The organism is Muriicola sp. Z0-33, assembly GCF_026126425.1.
Classification (GTDB): Bacteria; Bacteroidota; Bacteroidia; order Flavobacteriales; family Flavobacteriaceae; genus JAFMPW01.
In genome coordinates, this window is sequence record NZ_JAFMPW010000001.1 from 203,321 (window position 1) to 221,652 (window position 18,332).

General features: G+C 39.8%; 20 protein-coding genes. 16 read left to right on the forward strand and 4 right to left on the reverse strand.

Annotated elements, in window-relative coordinates; all coding sequences use genetic code 11:
• Window positions 1-278: 278 nt before the first annotated feature.
• Window positions 279-461: a hypothetical protein gene (locus tag J1G40_RS00825; RefSeq protein WP_265240374.1), complete on the forward strand. Its 183-nt coding sequence runs from the start codon at window positions 279-281 to the stop codon at window positions 459-461.
• A gap of 132 nt (window positions 462-593) precedes the next feature.
• Here the strand turns inward: J1G40_RS00825 and J1G40_RS00830 are convergent, their stop codons facing one another.
• Window positions 594-1,016, reverse strand: coding sequence for a DoxX family protein (locus J1G40_RS00830; protein WP_265240375.1), 423 nt, complete (start codon window positions 1,014-1,016; stop codon window positions 594-596).
• A 135-nt stretch (window positions 1,017-1,151) separates the two neighbouring features.
• On the opposite strand from J1G40_RS00830, the gene J1G40_RS00835 reads away from it, so the two are divergent.
• The 6 genes from J1G40_RS00835 (at window position 1,152) to J1G40_RS00860 (ending at window position 6,858) form a co-directional block, all read left to right on the forward strand.
• On the forward strand, window positions 1,152-1,352 hold the full coding sequence (locus J1G40_RS00835) for a hypothetical protein (protein ID WP_265240376.1): 201 nt from the start codon (window positions 1,152-1,154) through the stop codon (window positions 1,350-1,352).
• Between the two features lie 18 nt (window positions 1,353-1,370).
• On the forward strand, window positions 1,371-2,576 hold the full coding sequence (locus J1G40_RS00840) for a hypothetical protein (RefSeq protein ID WP_265240377.1): 1,206 nt from the start codon (window positions 1,371-1,373) through the stop codon (window positions 2,574-2,576).
• 6 nt (window positions 2,577-2,582) lie between these two features.
• The gene (locus tag J1G40_RS00845; protein ID WP_265240378.1) at window positions 2,583-3,314 is read left to right on the forward strand and encodes a hypothetical protein; all 732 of its coding nucleotides are present in this window, start codon (window positions 2,583-2,585) and stop codon (window positions 3,312-3,314) included.
• A gap of 2 nt (window positions 3,315-3,316) precedes the next feature.
• Window positions 3,317-4,198 carry a hypothetical protein gene (locus J1G40_RS00850; RefSeq protein ID WP_265240379.1) on the forward strand — a complete coding sequence of 294 codons (882 nt, stop codon included), beginning with the start codon at window positions 3,317-3,319 and terminating at the stop codon, window positions 4,196-4,198.
• Entirely contained in the window at window positions 4,195-6,147 is a 1,953-nt protein-coding gene (locus J1G40_RS00855) for a transglycosylase domain-containing protein (RefSeq protein ID WP_265240380.1), read from the forward strand. The genes J1G40_RS00850 and J1G40_RS00855 overlap by 4 nt, the downstream gene beginning before the upstream one ends.
• A gap of 291 nt (window positions 6,148-6,438) precedes the next feature.
• Window positions 6,439-6,858, forward strand: a complete 420-nt coding sequence (locus tag J1G40_RS00860) for a hypothetical protein (protein WP_265240381.1) — start codon at window positions 6,439-6,441, stop codon at window positions 6,856-6,858.
• Here J1G40_RS00860 and J1G40_RS00865 read toward each other — a convergent pair.
• Window positions 6,855-7,574 carry a hypothetical protein gene (locus J1G40_RS00865; RefSeq protein ID WP_265240382.1) on the reverse strand — a complete coding sequence of 240 codons (720 nt, stop codon included), beginning with the start codon at window positions 7,572-7,574 and terminating at the stop codon, window positions 6,855-6,857. The two genes, J1G40_RS00860 and J1G40_RS00865, sit on opposite strands and share 4 nt — an antisense overlap.
• Window positions 7,575-7,864: 290 nt before the next feature.
• On the opposite strand from J1G40_RS00865, the gene J1G40_RS00870 reads away from it, so the two are divergent.
• On the forward strand, window positions 7,865-9,232 hold the full coding sequence (locus tag J1G40_RS00870; RefSeq protein ID WP_265240383.1) for a glucoamylase family protein: 1,368 nt from the start codon (window positions 7,865-7,867) through the stop codon (window positions 9,230-9,232).
• 34 nt (window positions 9,233-9,266) lie between these two features.
• Complete coding sequence (locus tag J1G40_RS00875; protein WP_265240384.1) at window positions 9,267-10,127, forward strand: endonuclease/exonuclease/phosphatase family protein; 861 nt, start codon at window positions 9,267-9,269, stop codon at window positions 10,125-10,127.
• Window positions 10,128-10,140: 13 nt separating this feature from the next.
• On the opposite strand, the gene J1G40_RS00880 is transcribed toward J1G40_RS00875, so the two are convergent.
• Window positions 10,141-10,884, reverse strand: coding sequence for a sulfite exporter TauE/SafE family protein (locus tag J1G40_RS00880; protein ID WP_265240385.1), 744 nt, complete (start codon window positions 10,882-10,884; stop codon window positions 10,141-10,143).
• Between the two features lie 84 nt (window positions 10,885-10,968).
• On the opposite strand from J1G40_RS00880, the gene J1G40_RS00885 reads away from it, so the two are divergent.
• Window positions 10,969-12,780, forward strand: coding sequence for a sodium:solute symporter family protein (locus tag J1G40_RS00885; RefSeq protein ID WP_265240386.1), 1,812 nt, complete (start codon window positions 10,969-10,971; stop codon window positions 12,778-12,780).
• Window positions 12,781-12,791: 11 nt separating this feature from the next.
• Window positions 12,792-13,880, forward strand: a complete 1,089-nt coding sequence (locus J1G40_RS00890) for an acyltransferase family protein (protein WP_265240387.1) — start codon at window positions 12,792-12,794, stop codon at window positions 13,878-13,880.
• Window positions 13,881-13,900: 20 nt separating this feature from the next.
• On the opposite strand, the gene J1G40_RS00895 is transcribed toward J1G40_RS00890, so the two are convergent.
• Window positions 13,901-14,494, reverse strand: a complete 594-nt coding sequence (locus tag J1G40_RS00895; protein ID WP_265240388.1) for a riboflavin synthase — start codon at window positions 14,492-14,494, stop codon at window positions 13,901-13,903.
• A 58-nt stretch (window positions 14,495-14,552) separates the two neighbouring features.
• On the opposite strand from J1G40_RS00895, the gene pdxA reads away from it, so the two are divergent.
• From pdxA to accB, 5 genes are all read left to right on the forward strand, one after another.
• Window positions 14,553-15,599 (forward strand): 4-hydroxythreonine-4-phosphate dehydrogenase PdxA, encoded by a 1,047-nt coding sequence (pdxA, locus tag J1G40_RS00900; RefSeq protein WP_265240818.1) that lies wholly within the window; start codon window positions 14,553-14,555, stop codon window positions 15,597-15,599.
• 117 nt (window positions 15,600-15,716) lie between these two features.
• Window positions 15,717-16,250, forward strand: coding sequence for a YceD family protein (locus J1G40_RS00905; protein WP_265240389.1), 534 nt, complete (start codon window positions 15,717-15,719; stop codon window positions 16,248-16,250).
• 8 nt (window positions 16,251-16,258) lie between these two features.
• Window positions 16,259-16,456 (forward strand): 50S ribosomal protein L32, encoded by a 198-nt coding sequence (gene rpmF / locus J1G40_RS00910; protein ID WP_265240390.1) that lies wholly within the window; start codon window positions 16,259-16,261, stop codon window positions 16,454-16,456.
• 291 nt (window positions 16,457-16,747) lie between these two features.
• The gene (locus J1G40_RS00915; RefSeq protein ID WP_265240391.1) at window positions 16,748-17,743 is read left to right on the forward strand and encodes a beta-ketoacyl-ACP synthase III; all 996 of its coding nucleotides are present in this window, start codon (window positions 16,748-16,750) and stop codon (window positions 17,741-17,743) included.
• A gap of 29 nt (window positions 17,744-17,772) precedes the next feature.
• On the forward strand, window positions 17,773-18,258 hold the full coding sequence (gene accB, locus J1G40_RS00920; protein WP_265240392.1) for an acetyl-CoA carboxylase biotin carboxyl carrier protein: 486 nt from the start codon (window positions 17,773-17,775) through the stop codon (window positions 18,256-18,258).
• Window positions 18,259-18,332: the final 74 nt, after the last annotated feature.

Genomic DNA, 18,332 nt, shown 5'->3' on the forward strand with positions numbered 1-18,332 from the left:
AACAACAGGGATGCTATTTTATGACTTATATCACACTATTGGATAATAATTTGAGCAATTTCAAAGGGTGATGATAATGGAAATAAAATGACGTGGCCCGTCATCACTGTATGCGTCGAAAAACACAATTTGTTTTTATTCCCCGTTGAATGTGGGTTTATATTCCAATTTTAAGCTTTTGGCAGGAAGCCAATTTACTAAGATGAGGTTTCACTATTTCTATTTTCTCTTTGTTAAACCAATTTCTTGCTTAACTTTATTTACATAATTTGATAGCTATGCTCAAAAACTTTGTTAAAGCAATAGGACCTGTAAATGTCCTTATGCTGTTGCTTGTCATTTCCATTATTATTGTTGCGGAAATTACTTTTATCAATGGCCAAAAACTCGAAGCCATATTTATTGGATTATGGGCTCCCACAATTTTAGGATTTATGAACTATCTAAAAAGACCTAAATAATGGAGATCATAATAATCTATTCTATAATAGTGGCAATAGTCTTCCTTATATGGCTAAGTTATATCATTCGGGTTTATGATCAGAATTACCGAAATAAGGGATAACGGAAAGTAAGAGTTAGAATTATTAGCGCTATTTCTGCATCTTCAGGTAATAATCTGCCGAATGTTTGCCGGAACCATAGAAAAGAAAAAATATACATGCTGCTAATACTATCAGGGCCATAATTAAATTATTGCCGTTCATCTCGCCAATGAAATTAATGAGTACCGCGCCAAATAATAAGGGAAGTTGTAATAAGGCGGCCCACCTGGTTAGTAAACCAACAATGATCAGAAAGCCTCCTACAAAATGAGCGGCAACCACGTAGTGCATGGTCAACCAACTTCCGGGGATCTCCTCGAAAGGTTCCATGACCTCAGTCATAAGTTCAGGATTCGACATAAAACTAATTCCTTTGGCAATAAGAAATACGCCCAATGCCACCCTTAAAAGGTCCAAAAGGTAATAGGTATGAGCATTAGCCCACTTATTCCATGTCTTAATCCTGCCCATAAATCAGAATTATGAATCTACAACATCTCCTCATAAGGTACTCATTTATAAGGAGATAAACAAAACTTTTATCTCAAAATGTCCCTAAAAGTTATTAGCAGAGATAAACCTTTAAACCACATAAACACTATTTAAATGAAATTGGGACAAAATCTTTTTAAGAAAGATCAATCTATTTGGGGAAAACCTATAATTGAATACGATCAGGGCAAAATGAACGAACTGTTTTCAGAGATCGGGCAATCTGAAATTGGGGAGGCCAAATCAATTCTTCCGGAAGTACCAGGCCAGAGAGTGTCTCTGGAAACCGAACTGTATTTACTGCTACATTATTAACAGCCTAATCTGATCATCATGGTATTTTCAAATCAGCAATTAAAGAATATGGCTTATCGGGCCGCAAACCTGGGAATGAAGCCACAGCAAGATTTCATCCTAGATGAAAAGAAGATCATCAACGGATATAAAACAAAGAAGTATTTCCTGAATGAAAGAATTGGAGAGCTTGGAGAGTCGCTCTCCGAGCACTTTCATAAAATGGAAATTGTCAAAGGCCAGTTGTCTAAAGAAGTAGTGGCACTCAATAAGGCTAAAACACAAGCCATAGAGGAGGAGATAATCACCTTAAAGGGCAATATAGCTCATCAGAAAATTCAAATTAAGGAGCATATTCGGCGCTGTCATTTAAATGGGGATGATCTTAAATGCATGTATAACGTTGATGAGATCACCGCCCTGGAAGACTTTGAACCCATTGTAATAAAGCCCACTCCAAAACTGAAAACACGTCCGAAGAGGATTCCACTCTGGCTACTTTACCTTGTGGAAGTGATCTTTATATTTGGGGAGGGGATACTATTTTATAACATATTAACCGAAACACATGACCTTCCCGAAATTATTCTAAGAAGCGTGTTTTTTATTCCCATTGTCTTTGCAGCCAGCTTCCTTACCTCGAGGAGAATTTCTTTACGCTGGGTATGGTTACCAATTTTGCTGATTCTCAGTGTTTATGCCATCTTATCATTTACTGTGATGGAGTGGTATTTTTCATCGCTTGCATTAGACGAGACCCTGACCTTTACTTCCTTTTTTATTAAAAATGGTTTCCTGATTCTTGGAGCAGTAATGATGGTTACCCTTGCACTATTCCTGACGAACGCTGTTAAAAGTATTTATAGCAGAAAAGATGCAAAAGTTAAACCGAAAAAGCCAGAATCGTTACCCGTAAAAGGAAAGGATTCTCCACAACAGCTCGATCTTAATTTGAAATTTCATGAGCTCAAAGGAGCATACAAACTCCTGAGTAAATTGCAAGATCAGTTGACTGCATCTCATGAAGCAGGGAAAAACGAATTCAGGCGCATCCTGGGAGATGTGTCCGTGCTCCAAAACAAGACCACAGGTATATCTTCAGAAATTGGGGACTGTGAAAAGGAATTAGGGGCTCTCGAGATTAGTTCATTCGAGGAAATTAATAAATATCGGGAGCATTTTGAAAACTATAGTAACGGACAGGGCCCGATTCACTGGAAGAATTTCGATTTTACACAGATATAGATCACTATGAAAAAATTAATCATATTATTCGTTTTAGTCCTCCTGGCATTCGTTGGTGAAAGTTGCGAAACCGAATGCGAAACCGTCACGACCAGAAATATTACTGTCCTGGTAGATGCCACAGATTCATTGCTTATCACCAAGGCACAGAACGAATTGCGCCAGGAGAATTTTGAGCAACTTATCAATCAGCAGCTGGGTCTTAAGGATGGTCCAAAATGCTTTACTGTTAACTACGATTTTGGGATTATCTCTACCCATAGCTTTTATAACCCTGTCTCTACTGCTTTGTCTCATACCAATTGGGGTGAAGCCAGAAACAAACTAATTCTCAGGTGGCGGGATTTTTACAAAGTACACGAAGATAATTTGCAGCGCCTGGATTCTGTTGGGGTTATGGATAAAACCTCTCTTTTTCCCACGCTTATGAAGGCTATTAATAAGACAGATGGAACGGTGATAGTCGTCAGCGATCTAATCGAAAACAATCCTGTGGTAAATTTCTATAAAAGTCCTCCTACCACAGTAGAGGAAATGGATAAGGCATATAGAGATATGGTAGGTTATTATTTACCAGACCAAATTGGCCCAGGTGCTGAAAGAGAGGTAATTTTTATTGTGATGTCCGAGCCGAAAGATTCGGGTGTTGTGCATAAGGCAAGGGCCTTTTGGAAATATGCGCTGGAACAGAACCTCGGACTTAATGTGTCTTTTTCGGACGGCTTATCTACGCTTTAATCATGCCCGCTGTTGTAGTTTATCTGGCACTCATTTTCCTGGCTTTACTGGGCTGTATTCTTTTGTATATTCCAAGGAAGAATTGGTTTAATTTAAGAGTTGCCAGGGAAGAAGGATGGGGAACCCTGGTGATCTTGCTGATAGGTATGGGGACCAGTATGTTGTGTTTTCTCTTCAGTAAATTACTTTTCTCTGCCCTTTGTCTTGGGATATCATCAAGTATTATAGAATACAATATCCTGATGAATAATGTGTACTGGTACGGATCGGAATTGCTTTCTCCAATAAGAAGCATAAAATATCCCATTTCGTATTTTGGACTTCATACCATAGCGTACTTCTCCGGATTATATGCCTTGCTGTTTTGCCTAAGCAAACTCAATATCAGGTCTAGGTACAATCTATCGCATGATAAATTGAAACTACAGTTTATGTGCCTTGGATTGTTTATGTTTTTTGAAACATTACTCTATGTATCGTACCCATTTCAAACTTTTGCCAGTGGTTGGCGTATTTTCCACAACTTCTTTGCTGTATTCCTTGCTCGTATTCATTTTACAGCATGTCTTTTTATAGCTGCCTGGTTGCAGTTTCACCACCCCTGGGTGAAGATCGCACTAAAATCCAAGGTGCTTTCCGTCAGATACTATTGGCTTTCCGGGGTATTCTTGACCCCCAGGAATACTGTCGTGTTTTTTGTTGCCCTGGGAGCCATGTTTTTATTACCGGCCTACATCAGAATGTATTCACAAACTGAGTTCGGACTAATTATCTCACTATTGTTTAACGGAGGCCTTCTTTTAGTATTCTGGCGTTGGGTGAGCCCCGCAATTTATCATTTAATTCGTTTTATATCGGATTTCGAAAAACGCAAAGCCTTATGATCCAAAAGATCGAAAAATTGTTGAATATTACCTTAAGCGATTGGGTTAAAGCCATAATTATTATCGCAGGGGTATTTCTATCATTGATCCTGTTCCACATCTTATGGCCTTCTAAAATGAGGTTAGAGCCCAATGTTCATTTTATATCCTCTGTAAGAGACGAAAATCACCATCTACTGGCCGTATTTGGAAAAAATACGGTGCTTAATAATCGTTTAACAGCCGAGGAAATCCATGAAATGGATGCCAGGGGAATCCTTAACAAGTACCCTATTGTCCCGGTTTTATCCTATGAGGAATTGCCAGAGAATTACATTTACTTTTTAACCAGGGTGGAAAACAAAAACTTCTTTGGTTCAGGAAAGGATAACGTTTATGGGATGTCTGTTTCAGGAGTGGCCAGATTGTTTAAGGGCAAGGCAGATGGGGGTTCAAATATTCCTCAGCAGTTACTGAAGAATGCTATTCACAAAAAGGAAGGTCTGGGAACAATCTATTTATCCCGGAAGTATGGAGAACAATTGGCAGCTTTTCAAATGGTTAAGTCGGCCAGCCCACAGGAAATACTAATGGCCTATACCAATTATTCTGGCAATTTCTGGTACGAGAAAGATTTCTCCGGACTCATACTGGCTTCTTATGCCATTTTTAACAGGCCCCCGCATGAATTGAATGATCTGGAGATGTTGCTAACTGTAAGAACTTTAAAGAATGCCCGGGATCTCAGAATGCTCTGTGATGATAAGTTTGAAAATGCAGCGGTAATAAAGCAACAGGTCATATCTTACTTTGCGCTTATTGCCGAAGATTCTCAGGAAGACAAAACACGTTTAAAGGCAATGCGAGGAATGGAGTTGAGGTTTGCTGAAAGAAACGGACTAAGAAAGACCACTGCATTGACCAATTTTTTTAGTAAAAACAGGGGGAAAACCAAAAGACGGTTTGCTTTGCAATATATTTCTTCAATTAAGAGGGATAATCAATTAAAATTAGATGAGGCTGTTGGCCTTTTTTCAAAACGATTTCGATCTCAATTAGAGAAGCAAGGATATGATCTGGAGGTTTCACTCATTGCTTTGGATATTAAGAGTGGGCGTATTGAAGCCGCGCTGGGCAATAGGAAAAACAGTGGGGCTATGGCCAACTTTACGGACTATGGAGACGGATTTCAATGTGGATCCGTTTTAAAACCCCTGGTATTTTTAGAACTGTTCGAGAATTATGATTTTAATAGTAACAGTAAATTATTCAATGGAAATTTAGAGGAGTACAAGTACAACCCAAGTAACTTTAATAACAATCTTTTAAACCAGGATGTGTCTGTGCGAGACGTATTAAAGTACAGCCTCAACAAGGCCGCGGTTAATTATCGGGTAAAGGCCAATCCGCTTGAAGTGGCCAGGAGAGTAGAAAGAAAACTTTCTAAAATGGAAATACCTTCAAACCCCTCTTACAGCCTTGGAGAATCTTATATACTTGGCACCAAAACCATGACCCCATGGGAAGTAGCCCAGGCCTATCAGATGCTTTTTAATGATGGTAAAGCTGTTGAATTAAGTCCGTGGAAATACATAATAGATCCCCATTTACAGGATACCATAGTTGATGGGAATAGTGTAAAAACAAAATCTATTTACACTTCAGAATCAGCCAGCAATTTAAAATCTGTCTTGAGTGCGGCTTTCGAACGTGGAGGAACTTGCCACAGATTACTTAAAATCTTACCAAAAGACAGAAACTATTATGGTAAGACAGGAACTACAGGAAAAGCGAAAGATGGCTGGACTGTCATAAGTGACGGACAAAAGTTGGTTATAGCCTGGGCCGGTTACGTAAAAAACGACGAAGGTATTCTGAAAAGGAAAGATGCCCCTGCCGTTCCCTCCAAATCCGGAGCTGGATCTGCAGGGATACTGGCTGCAATGACATATTCCAAATTGTATAATTAGTTTATTTTCGCTAGCTTTAAATTATTGATCAATAAACATTTAACAAGAAGAATTTATTCGAAATAAAGATTACTTGCTACCTGATATCAGTGCTTAAACACGAATTAAGCAACCGCAAAGACCATTTATTTTTACATAATGGAACCTTACTCATGCGTTCCGCGGTTTGCGCCATTGAATCGCTCTGCTCGTCTTTATATTCTTTAATCTCGTCAAGTCATTTGTTCTGCAAGTTATTTGAGTTTCCAGGAAGGTGGATCCAAACTTTGATCAGGAGTACATGCAAAAAAGATGAATAAGTTGCATAAAAAAAAGGATGCTGGAAAAATCAGCAATACTGAAACGGGTGCTATTCCCCAGGGCATAGATTTGCCTTCAACTTCTGAACTCTACTACAACAAACTAGGGGCAAATTTGTTGTTGCTTTATCAATTCTATCTCCGCCAAGAAACTTTACTTGAACCCGAAATTAAAATGGCCCTTTGGAGGATGATTCAGCTTAATGAAGATTTTCGAGGGAAGATTCGGCTATTGCATCTGGAATATTTAGAGAAAGACACAGTAAATCTGGATGCCGGTTGGGAGGATGTCAAGGCATTTTTATTCCCCATGAAAGAAGAGCCAGAAGCAATAACGCATCATATTGAAAGAGATCATCGGATAGTGGAGTATAAAGAGGTAGTATCCGAACTTCTGAGTTTAAACATTTAAATGGCCAGCTTTGTTCTTAAGCCAAGCAGGTGCTTTTCTATAATTTTAGGGTCTACCGTTTTGTTTATTGGCAATTTATAACAATCGATAATCGCCGGCAGCAGGCTTCTGGCAATTTTCTGAGCAATTTTTTTACCCTGACGGCAAATCCATTTCCTCTGAGCTTCAAATTCTGATTTTTCAACACCTTTTATGATTTCGGGCAATTTATGTCCGTCTATATAACGCTTTCTTAAATACTCTTTCCTGGCAGGGTCAAAGTTGGATAATTCTATCCAGTCTTTTACACTTCTGCTCATCTCTGCCAACACAGTATTTTTATGTTCGCCCCAAAGGGTTTCAAATACTCCGGGCTCTGATGCTTTTTGCTCCCAGCTGACGTCTTCTTTAAAAGGTAATTTACAGCTTAAGGTGTTGGTATAATCTATGCAAAGGTTCTTAATGACTGGGAAATAGTAAGAGGTAATTAGTGCGGTGCATTTTTCTGGCACCAACTTTCCAGATTGAAATCGTTTTTGCTCCTTGAGATAGAGGTCGGAAAAAACACTTTTGGCATGGCCGTCCAAATCCTGATTAAGTCCGAGGGTAAGCAGCCAATATTTAATTAGTGGTTCAACAGAGGAATAATACTCGCGATACTTTTCAGTATTGCCAGGATCTTTCAAAAAAGCGTAGACTTTATTCCACGAGGTATTGTAAGATGGTTTGAGCCCCATTGATCAAAATTTGGTCTAATCGGTTGTTGAAAAAACGTGTTCTCAAGCAGTTTTTAAAGTAATTGTTCTAAATACGAAGTTTTTAGAGAGGCTCTTATTTATAACGGAATCTTTAGCTACTTATTTTAAGTAGCAACCATAAATGAACCGAATTTCAAAGAAATCCAATGAAGGGAATAGAATTCTGTTCCCAAATTGCATTTATGAACAAGACCTGCACCCAATAGTTGATATTTACTACCTTAGGAGACTATTGGGATTTGCGTTGAAATTATCAACATCTATTTTTTATGATTCACTTATCTATCAGGCTCTTAAAAAAAACGGCACTTATAGCAACGTTCATTTTTGTTGGATGTAGCGGCCAGGATAATGATGGCAAGGATAAGAACAATACCCAACAGAGCAGCAGTATTACAGATGAGGAGCTTTTGGATCTTGTGCAAAGGGAAACCTTCAGGTATTTCTGGGAGTATGCAGAACAGACCTCTGGTTGTGCCAGGGAGAGATATCATCCTGCAACACCTTCATATGATGAAAATGTAGTCACCATAGGCGGTACAGGTTTTGGTATAATGGCCATAATAGTAGCTATGGAAAGAGGCTTTATCAGCAGGGGGGAGGGCTTGGACAGACTTTCGAAAATCCTGACGTTTCTGGAGTCGGCAGATCGTTTTCACGGTGCCTGGCCCCACTGGTTAGACGGCACCAATGGGCAGGTAATTCCTTTTAGTCCTAAGGATGATGGGGGAGACCTGGTAGAAACAGCTTTTTTAGCACAAGGGCTTATATGTGTAAAAGAGTATCTCAAAGACGGGTTACCATCAGAGCAGGCTATTGGGGAAAAGGCTGATTTGCTTTGGAAGGAAGTAGAATGGGATTGGTATACACAAGGAAACAATGCGCTCTATTGGCATTGGAGTCCATTATATGGTTTTGATATTAACTTTGAACTAAAAGGATATAACGAAGTACTTATTACATATGTCCTGGCGGCCTCTTCCCCAAATTTTTCGATTACAAAAGAGGCGTATACCGATGGATGGGCATCCGGAGGAGATATTAAATCCGGGAACACCAAATATGACATTCCCCTTGTAGTATCACACAATGGCGCCCAGGAATATGGAGGTCCTTTGTTCTGGGCACATTATTCCTATCTTGGCCTGAATCCGATTGGGCTGGCAGATGAGTTTGTAGATTACGGGGAAGTAAACATCAATCATGTCGGGATAAATTATGACTATTGCGTTGAAAATCCTGGAAATTTCAAGGATTATGGCGAGGATTGCTGGGGACTTACGGCCAGCTATACAAGAAATACAGATGGAAGCCTGGGGTATGCAGCACATCATCCGGCGAACGACTCAGGAGTAATAACGCCAACTGCGGCAATAAGTTCTATTCCTTATGCCCCAACCGCTTCATTAAAAGCCATGCACTATTTTTACAAAAACAAGGATAAATTACTTGGGCCTGCTGGGTTTTACGACGCCTTTAGTCCGGAAAACGATTTCTGGGTTGCAGAGGCATATTTGGCCATTGATCAGGGCCCGGAAATTATTATGATAGAAAACCATAGAAGTGGTTTACTCTGGAACTTATTTATGGGCAATGAAGATGTGCAGAACGGGCTCGGAAAGTTGGGATTTGACTAAATACAATAATCAATAATTTAAGTTTGCTAAACAAATGAAGAAAGCAACACGGCTAAACAAATTAATCATCATCCTTGCTTTTATGTTTGGAGGGTTATTAACCCCTGTTATTGCTCAAACCCTGAATGTACTAACCTATAATATTAGATACGATACCCCCAGGGATAGTCTCAATTCCTGGGATAACAGGAAAGATTTTCTGATATCCCAACTCAATTTCTATGAGCCCGATGTCTTTGGAACTCAGGAAGGAATGTTACATCAATTAAAAGATATAGACAATGGCCTTGATACATATACCTTTTTTGGAAAGGGCAGGGATGATGGCAAAGAAGCCGGGGAGTATTCCGCTATATTTTATAATACTAATAGAATAGAGTTGCTGGATTCCAACACATTCTGGCTTTCGGAAACTCCGGAGATCCCTTCAAAAGGATGGGATGCCGCTATCAAGAGAGTTTGCACTTATGGTAAATTCAAATCTAAAATGGATAAGGTAGAATTTTGGGTTTTCAATACCCATTTTGATCATATTGGGCAGCAGGCCAGAAAAGAAAGTATTTTACTGATTTTAAAAAAGATAGCAGAGATTAATTCTGATGCATTGCCGGTGATCCTGATGGGAGATCTTAATCTTGAACCACAGCATGAAAGTATAATGTATCTGGCAAACAGAATGGAGGATAGCTATACGGCGGCCGGAAAAAATAGTTTTGGTCCGGCCGGGACTTTTAATGGTTTTAAGTTTAATGAACCTGTTATTAATAGGATAGACTACATTTTTACTTCAAAGGGGGATTTCAGTGTTTTGAAAAATGCAATATTAAGTGATTCCAAAGATTGCAGATACCCTTCAGATCACCTTCCGGTGTATGCCAGACTTAGGATCAATTAGGAATATAAACAGGTTATCTAAGTAGTATTAAAACTGCTCCGGCGGCGGTAAGAATCAGGATTAACTTTCTGTAAAACGCCTCCCTGATGATTTTAACCAATTTGATGCCTACAACAATTCCTATGAGAACCCCTGGAAGTAGTTTTAAATTTATTAAAAGCGTTTCCGGGGTAATGGTTCCCCAAACCCAAATATGAAAAGGCAGTTTAAAGACATTGATAATAAGGAATAACCACGCAGCTGTTCCTATAAACTCGTTCTTCGGAATGCGCATGGCCAAAAAATAAATGTTGCTAAAGGCCCCTGCAAGATTTCCAATCATGGTAGTGATGCCTGCGATAGTTCCAATAAATCCGGCGAAAAGCCAGTGTGTAGGCACTACCTTAGATTTCCTTCTATCCCACCAATACATCATAATAACGCTGCCCAGGATAATGATGGCCATGGTTATTTTAAATGTGGTATCCGGCAGGTCGTTGCCAATCAGAACACCAATTAAGATCCCGAGTAACATCCACGGTAAAAATCGAAAGATGTAAGACCATCTCGTATGACGATTGTAGTAAACTACCGCAAAAATATCTCCCGCAACTAACAGAGGAACTACAAGGCCCGTAGATTCTTTAGCACCAAAAGCCAGCGCCATAAGGGTTACATTGATGATTGCAATGCCTTTAATACCTGCTTTAGATACTCCAATGACAAAGGCAGCCGTTAAGGCTATTAGCCAGGCCATCAAGGTGATTTCAGATGTCATAAATAGTTCCGGATCTTAGGTTTAACACACAAAAGGCAAATGTATCCTAAAAAATAATATCTTTAGTCGCTACAAAACCAAACTATGGAACTCAGTGTTATTGATTACAGCTTTATCGTTGTATTTTTCTCAATTGTTTTAGGGATAGGAGTATATGTCTCCAAAAAGTCGGGTAAAAACTCTTCGGAATTTTTCCTTTCAGGAAGAACTATGCCCTGGTGGTTGTTAGGGCTTTCGATGGTGGCAACCACTTTTTCAACAGACACTCCAAACCTGGTAACCGACCTTGTAAGAACATCCGGAGTATCGGGCAATTGGGGATGGTGGTGTTTTTTGCTAACCGGAATGTTGACCGTTTTTGTTTACGCCAAACTTTGGCGTAAGTCGAACCTAAATACCGACCTGGAGTTCTACGAGTTACGATATGGGGGCAAGCCGGCAAGTTTTCTTAGAAAGTTTCGGGCGGTATACCTCGGCGTTCTCTTTAATGTAATCACCATGTCTGCCGTTACCCTGGCGGCAATAAAAATAGGGAGTATAATGTTGGGCTTGGAGCCTTGGGAGACTGTTGTAAGTGCGGGACTAATTACAGTAGTCTTCAGTGCCTTAGGCGGATTCAAAGGAGTAGTTTATACGGATTTCCTACTCTTCTTTGTCGCAATGGCCGGGGCTATTGGGGCAGCGTATTATTTGGTAAATATCCCCGAAGTTGGTGGAATACAGGCAATAATAGATAGCGAAAACGTAAAGGATAAGCTAAATATCCTTCCGGATTTTAGTGATACCAAAGCTGTGATTACAATTATGGTGATTCCGTTGGCGGTGCAATGGTGGAGCTCATGGTATCCGGGTGGGGAACCTGGAGGAGGCGGGTATATAGCACAGCGAATGCTGGCCGCAAAAAATGAGAACCACGCCATTGGGGCAACGTTTTTTTTCAATATAATGCATTATGCACTCAGACCATGGCCATGGATTCTTGTTGCCCTGGCTTCGCTAGTGGTGTTTCCCGACATCGCCAGTATTGCAGAAGCATTTCCAAATGTGCCAGCAGATAAATTAGGCCATGATCTTGCCTATTCGGCAATGCTTACGAAGTTACCGAGTGGATTACTTGGGGTAGTTCTGGCCTCTTTAATTGCAGCTTATATGAGTACCATTTCTACACAATTGAATTGGGGATCCTCTTATATCGTGTTCGACTTCTACAAACAACAAATAAATCCTGATGCTACGGAAAAGCAAATGGTAGCAGTAGGAAGATTATCAACTGTCGTTTTAATGGTTTTAAGCGCATTTTTGGCCTTGGCTATGCAGAGCGCTATGGGGGTATTTAATCTATTGTTGTCCTTTGGAGCCGGTACAGGCCTAATATTCATACTTAGATGGTTTTGGTGGAGGATTAATTCGTGGAGCGAAATTTCGGCCATGTTTTCGTCAGGAATTTTGGCCATCCTAATGGAAACGACATCATTGAAAGGTTTCCTCTTTAGCCCGGAGACAGGTATATTCCCGGAATGGGGAGAACTTCCTTTTATTATGATAGTAACCTCTGTCGTATGGCTTACAGCGACCTTTGTGACCCAACCGGAATCCAAGGAGGTATTACGCAGCTTTTACCAAAAAATTCAACCAGGGGGCCCCGGATGGTCTAAGGTCGTAAATGAGGCAAAGGATGACGATGTTGAGATAGTAAACACAAATGAAAAATGGAGTGTGCCCTCAGGTATTACTGCTATGCTATTAGGGGTTGCTCTTATCTACTCACTCTTGTTTGCTACCGGGTATTGGATATACGGGCGCACCACATCGGCCCTGATCATTTCAGGAATTGCCCTTGTTTCGGGGCTGCTATTGATTAGGACGTGGAATAAAATGAAAGACAACCTTTTGTAAAAATCCTTTAAATGAAAAATAGAATTCTATCGGTAGATATCTTCAGGGGGCTCACAATTGTACTTATGATACTGGTGAACACCCCCGGGACCTGGACCAGTGTTTATGCTCCATTTTTGCATGCTAAATGGCACGGATACACCCCTACAGACCTTGTATTTCCATTTTTTCTATTTATTGTAGGGACTTCTATTGTCTTTGCATATAAGAATAAACCCACCAACGCGGCAACTTATAAAAAGATCAGCATACGAACTTTAAAATTAATTGGCCTGGGGGTCTTTTTAGGGGCATTCACTATTACATTCCCTTTTATAAAAGAGTTTGCAGAAATCCGTTTTCCTGGTGTACTGCAACGTATTGGAGTAGTCTTCTTTTTTGCCGCAATTCTTTTTATCAATTTCAATTGGAAAACTCTTGTTGGAGTTAGCGCCGTTCTGTTAGTTGGCTATTGGTTACTTATGGTATACGTGCCTGTAGAAGGGGTGGCGTCTACCCTGGAAAGAGCACCAAATAATCTGGCGAATTATCTGGATGTACAGGTATTTGGAACACATAACTACAAGCCAGATTACGATCCGGAAGGACTACTAAGTACAATTCCGGCAATTGTCTCGTCCTTATTAGGAATTTTTACTGGCTTGATACTGGTTTCTAAACAGGCCAAGAAAGCCACAATTATGGTTGGTCTTGGAGGTGCAATGCTTATTGTAGGGTCTTTGTGGGACTTAATATTCCCAATAAACAAAGCCCTTTGGACAAGTAGTTTTGTATTGGTGACAGCAGGTTGGGGTAATCTTTTCCTTGCGCTTATCTACTACCTAACCGATGTTAGGGGGATGCAATTTGGAAGCATTTTCCGCTATGCGGGAGCCAATGCCATTACTGTATATTTTCTTTCGAGTTTTGTTACAAAAATCTTCTATTCCATAAAGGTAACAGAGGAGATCTCCTTGCACAATTGGCTATACGAGAATATCTATGTGCACGATTTTATGTCTGGCCAGCTTTCATCATTGCTTTATGGCCTTACTGTTGTTTCGTTTTATTGCTTTCTGGCTTATGTGATGTACAAAAAGAAGATATTTATAAAAGTATAAAAGGAATAAAGACAGCAAGCTTAGGAAGAGCTCTTGCCTAACAGTCTTGCAACATACTTACCTATAACATCGAATTCCAGGTTTACTTCGGTTCCTAACTTGTAGCACTTAAATCCTGTGTGTTCGTAAGTATATGGAATGATTGCTACGGAAAAGTGGCTATTTGCAGAATCCACAACAGTTAGGCTGACACCGTCTACTGTAATAGATCCTTTTTGAATGGTGATGTTGTTCTGAAGCGCGTCATACTGGAATGTAAAAATCCAACTACCGTCCTTTTCCTCGATGCCTGTACAGGTTCCCTTCTGATCTACATGCCCCTGAACAATATGCCCGTCTAGCCTGGCGCCTAATTGCATTCCACGTTCAAGGTTCACTTTATCCCCTGGGATTAAGTGTCCGAGAGTAGTTTTCCGGAGTGTTTCATCAATGGCAGTTACAGTATATTCCTCAGAGTCAGTGGCTACAACAGTTAAGCATACGCCGTTGTGAGAAACACTTTGATCTACTTTCAGTTCTGCTGCCATCGGAGTTGCAATGGTAAGGTGAAGATTTTCACCTTCCTTTTTAAGTTCTTTTAACTCTCCCAAAACTTCGATTATTCCGGTAAACATGTGTCGTTTAAATTAAGTAGTTTTGTCGTTCAGTTTAGGATACAAAGGTAAAGATATAATGCAGGAAAAGAGTAAAATTAAGGTGGGGATTTCCATTGGTGATATCAATGGAATTGGCTGTGAAGTGGTTCTTAAAACCTTTGAAGATTCAAGAATGTTAGATTTTTGTACCCCGGTTATTTTTGCTTCAAATAAAACCATCTCACAACAAAAAAGCGATTTAAAAATAAACATCGCGTTTCATGGGGTTCAGGAAGCTTCTAAAGCTATAGACGGAAAGGTAAACGTGGTAAATGTCTGGAAAGAGATCCCACAGATAGAATTTGGTAAGGCAACGAACAAGGCAGGTGAATTTGCCATTAGGTCATTAAAAGCTGCAGTTAAGGCACTTAAGTATAACGATATTGATCTGCTTGTTACTGCGCCAATTAACAAGAAAAATATCCAGTCTGAACACTTTAGTTTTCCAGGGCATACAGATTTTCTAGCAGAGGAATTGGAAGGTGAAAGCCTGATGTTTATGGTTTCTGATGAGCTGAAAGTAGGATTATTGACAGATCATGTTGCTGTTAAAGACATTGCCAATTCCATTACTCCGGAGCTCATTGCGGCAAAAGTCGGGATTATTGAGAATTCCCTAAAAATGGATTTTGGGATTCGAAAACCAAAAATCGCCCTTTTGGGCATAAATCCGCATAGTGGCGATGACGGTGTAATCGGAAAGGAAGATGAAGAGGTGCTAAAGCCCGCTATTAAGGAATTGACAGATGCCGGACATTTGGTTTATGGCCCGTACGCCGCAGATAGTTTTTTTGGATCAGATAGTTACAAGAATTTTGATGCCATCCTTGCAGCCTATCACGATCAGGGTTTAATTCCATTCAAAACACTGGCTTTTGGCAAAGGGGTGAATTTTACGGCGGGGCTGTCCAAAGTAAGAACTTCTCCAGACCACGGTACTGCCTATGAAATTGCCGGGCAGGGCAAAGCAGACCACAGTTCTTTTAAAGAAGCCGTTTTTACCGGACTTAGTATTTATAAAAACAGGAAAGAGTATCGTGGTCTGACAGAAAACCCCTTACAAAAACAAAGAATGAAAAGATAATTTTAGCTGTCGCGCAAGCACGATTTTCTTTAAGATTGCAGAAGTAAATATATTTTGTTAATGGTTGGGGTTTTAGAAAAAAAAGGTATCTTTGCACGCCTTAAACTAGCGTTATAGATGATGGAGCATAAGGAATATAGCATTCCTTTTTCAGGATTGAAAGAAGGAAAACACCAGTTTAAGTATAGTATTGAAAATAAGTTCTTTGTTACTTTTGGATATGACGAATTTAATGCCACCGATATTAATTTGGAACTGGTATTGAATAAACAAGTTACCATGTTGGAGTTAGATTTGCGTGGTGAGGGAACTGTCAATGTAGATTGTGATTTAACCGGCGAATCTTATGATCAGTCAATAAGTTCGCATCTTGAGCTTGTGGTTAAGTTTGGAGAAGAATTTAACAATGAGGACGATGAAATTCTGATCATTCCACATGGAGAACATCAGATTAATGTAGCTCAGTATATTTATGAAATGCTGGTTCTTGCTGTGCCCTCAAAAAGGATTCACCCCGGAGTTCTTGACGGTACGCTGAAATCGGACATCCTTAAAAAACTGGAAGAGCTACAACCAAAAGAGACAATAAAAAATAAAGATAAAACGGATCCCAGATGGGATGCACTTAAAAATTTACTAACGGATAAATAGATTATATAATGGCACATCCTAAAAGGAAAATATCCAGAACCAGAAGAGACAAAAGAAGAACGCACTATAAAGCAGTTGCGCCTACTCTGGCGAAAGATCCTACCACTGGTGAAATGCACTTATATCACAGAGCGCATTGGCATGAAGGTAAATTGTATTATCGCGGTCAGGTTCTGATTGATAAAACAGAAGAAGCTTCTGCTTAAAAAAGACACTGTACAACTTCTACTCCCACTTCAAAAGAGTGGGAGTTTTTTTGGGAATATATTTTCCTAATTCATCTTTTTTGAATTTCACAATTTGAGCACAAAAATGCAGGCTTCGGAAATTTATAAGGCGCCATTATGGCCCTTAAATCCTATGGGGCAGCTGACTTTAGTTAAAAATTCAAAAAATCCTCAAATAATCTATTTTAGCACAAAAAGTCGCAAAAAATCCTTATTTTTCCACGATTTTGGAGGATTTTTCAGCTTTCTTGATAATAAACCAAATTAGGTATGAGTAAAATATCGGCAGCCATTACGGCTGTAGGGGCTTATGTTCCGGACTTCAGGCTTACCAATAAAGTTTTGGAAACCATGGTAGATACCAATGACGAGTGGATCACTACCAGGACTGGAATAAAGGAAAGAAGAATCCTTAAAGATAAAGATAAGGGGACCTCTTATCTTGCTATAAAAGCAGCCGAAGACCTTTTAAAGAAAAGCAAAGTAGATCCGGCGGAAATTGATCTTGTAATTGTTGGAACCGCAACCCCGGATTTACCGGTAGCATCTACAGCGGTATATGTTGCATCTGAAATTGGGGCAACCAATGCCTTTGCATATGATCTGCAGGCGGCCTGTTCAAATTTCTTATATGGAATGTCTACAGCAGCCAGTTACATAGAATCCGGACGTTATAAAAAGGTATTGCTGATAGGCGCAGATAAAATGTCATCAATCCTGGATTATACAGATAGGACCACTTGCATTATATTTGGAGATGGAGCGGGGGCAGTTCTTTTTGAACCAAATGAGGAAGGATTGGGACTTCAGGATGAATTTTTAAGGTCGGATGGTAAAGGAAGGCCATTTTTGAGAATAGAGGCAGGTGGATCATTATTACCAGCCTCGGAGGAAACCGTCAAAAACAAACAGCATTATGTGTATCAGGATGGTAAGTCGGTCTTCAAATTTGCAGTATCCAACATGGCTGATGTAGCCGCCAAAATCATGGAACGCAACAAGCTGTCTCATGATGATGTTCATTGGTTGGTCCCACACCAGGCAAATAAGCGTATTATTGATGCTACAGCCAATAGAATGGGACTCGATAATGATAAGGTGATGATGAATATACAGCGCTATGGAAATACAACTTCGGCAACATTACCTCTTTTGTTGTGGGATTATGAAAAACAACTCAAAAAAGGGGATAATTTGGTCTTTGCAGCCTTTGGTGGAGGATTTACCTGGGGGGCAATTTATTTAAAATGGGCCTATAATAGCTAATCAAACAGCAACTAATAAACCAAAATACCATGGATATTAAAGAGATTCAGAGCTTAATAAAGTTTGTGGCAAAATCTGGAGCCAGCGAGGTTAAACTGGAGACAGATGATATTAAGATTACCATTAGAACCGGGGCGTTAAGCTCGGGGCAAGAACCCACTTATGTGCAGCAAATCCCTATGGGAACTGCACCCGCAGTGGCAGCTGTACCTATGGAATCTAGCCCTGCACCTGCAGCACCTGCAGCAGAAGCCAAAGAGGAAGATGATTCTAAATACATTACGATTAAATCGCCAATAATTGGAACTTTTTATAGAAAACCTTCTCCGGATAAAGGACCTTTTGTTGAGGTTGGAGACAATATATCCAAGGGAGATGTTTTGTGTGTTATAGAAGCAATGAAACTTTTTAATGATATTGAATCTGAAGTTTCCGGAAAGATAATTAAGGTATTGGCAGAGGATTCTTCTCCGGTAGAGTTTGATCAGCCTTTGTTCTTAATAGATCCATCCTAACCTTAGTCCATAGTGGCTCAGATTGTTTTCTGGCCTGTTACAATAAGTTCAAATTGGAATTTGACACCTCAAAG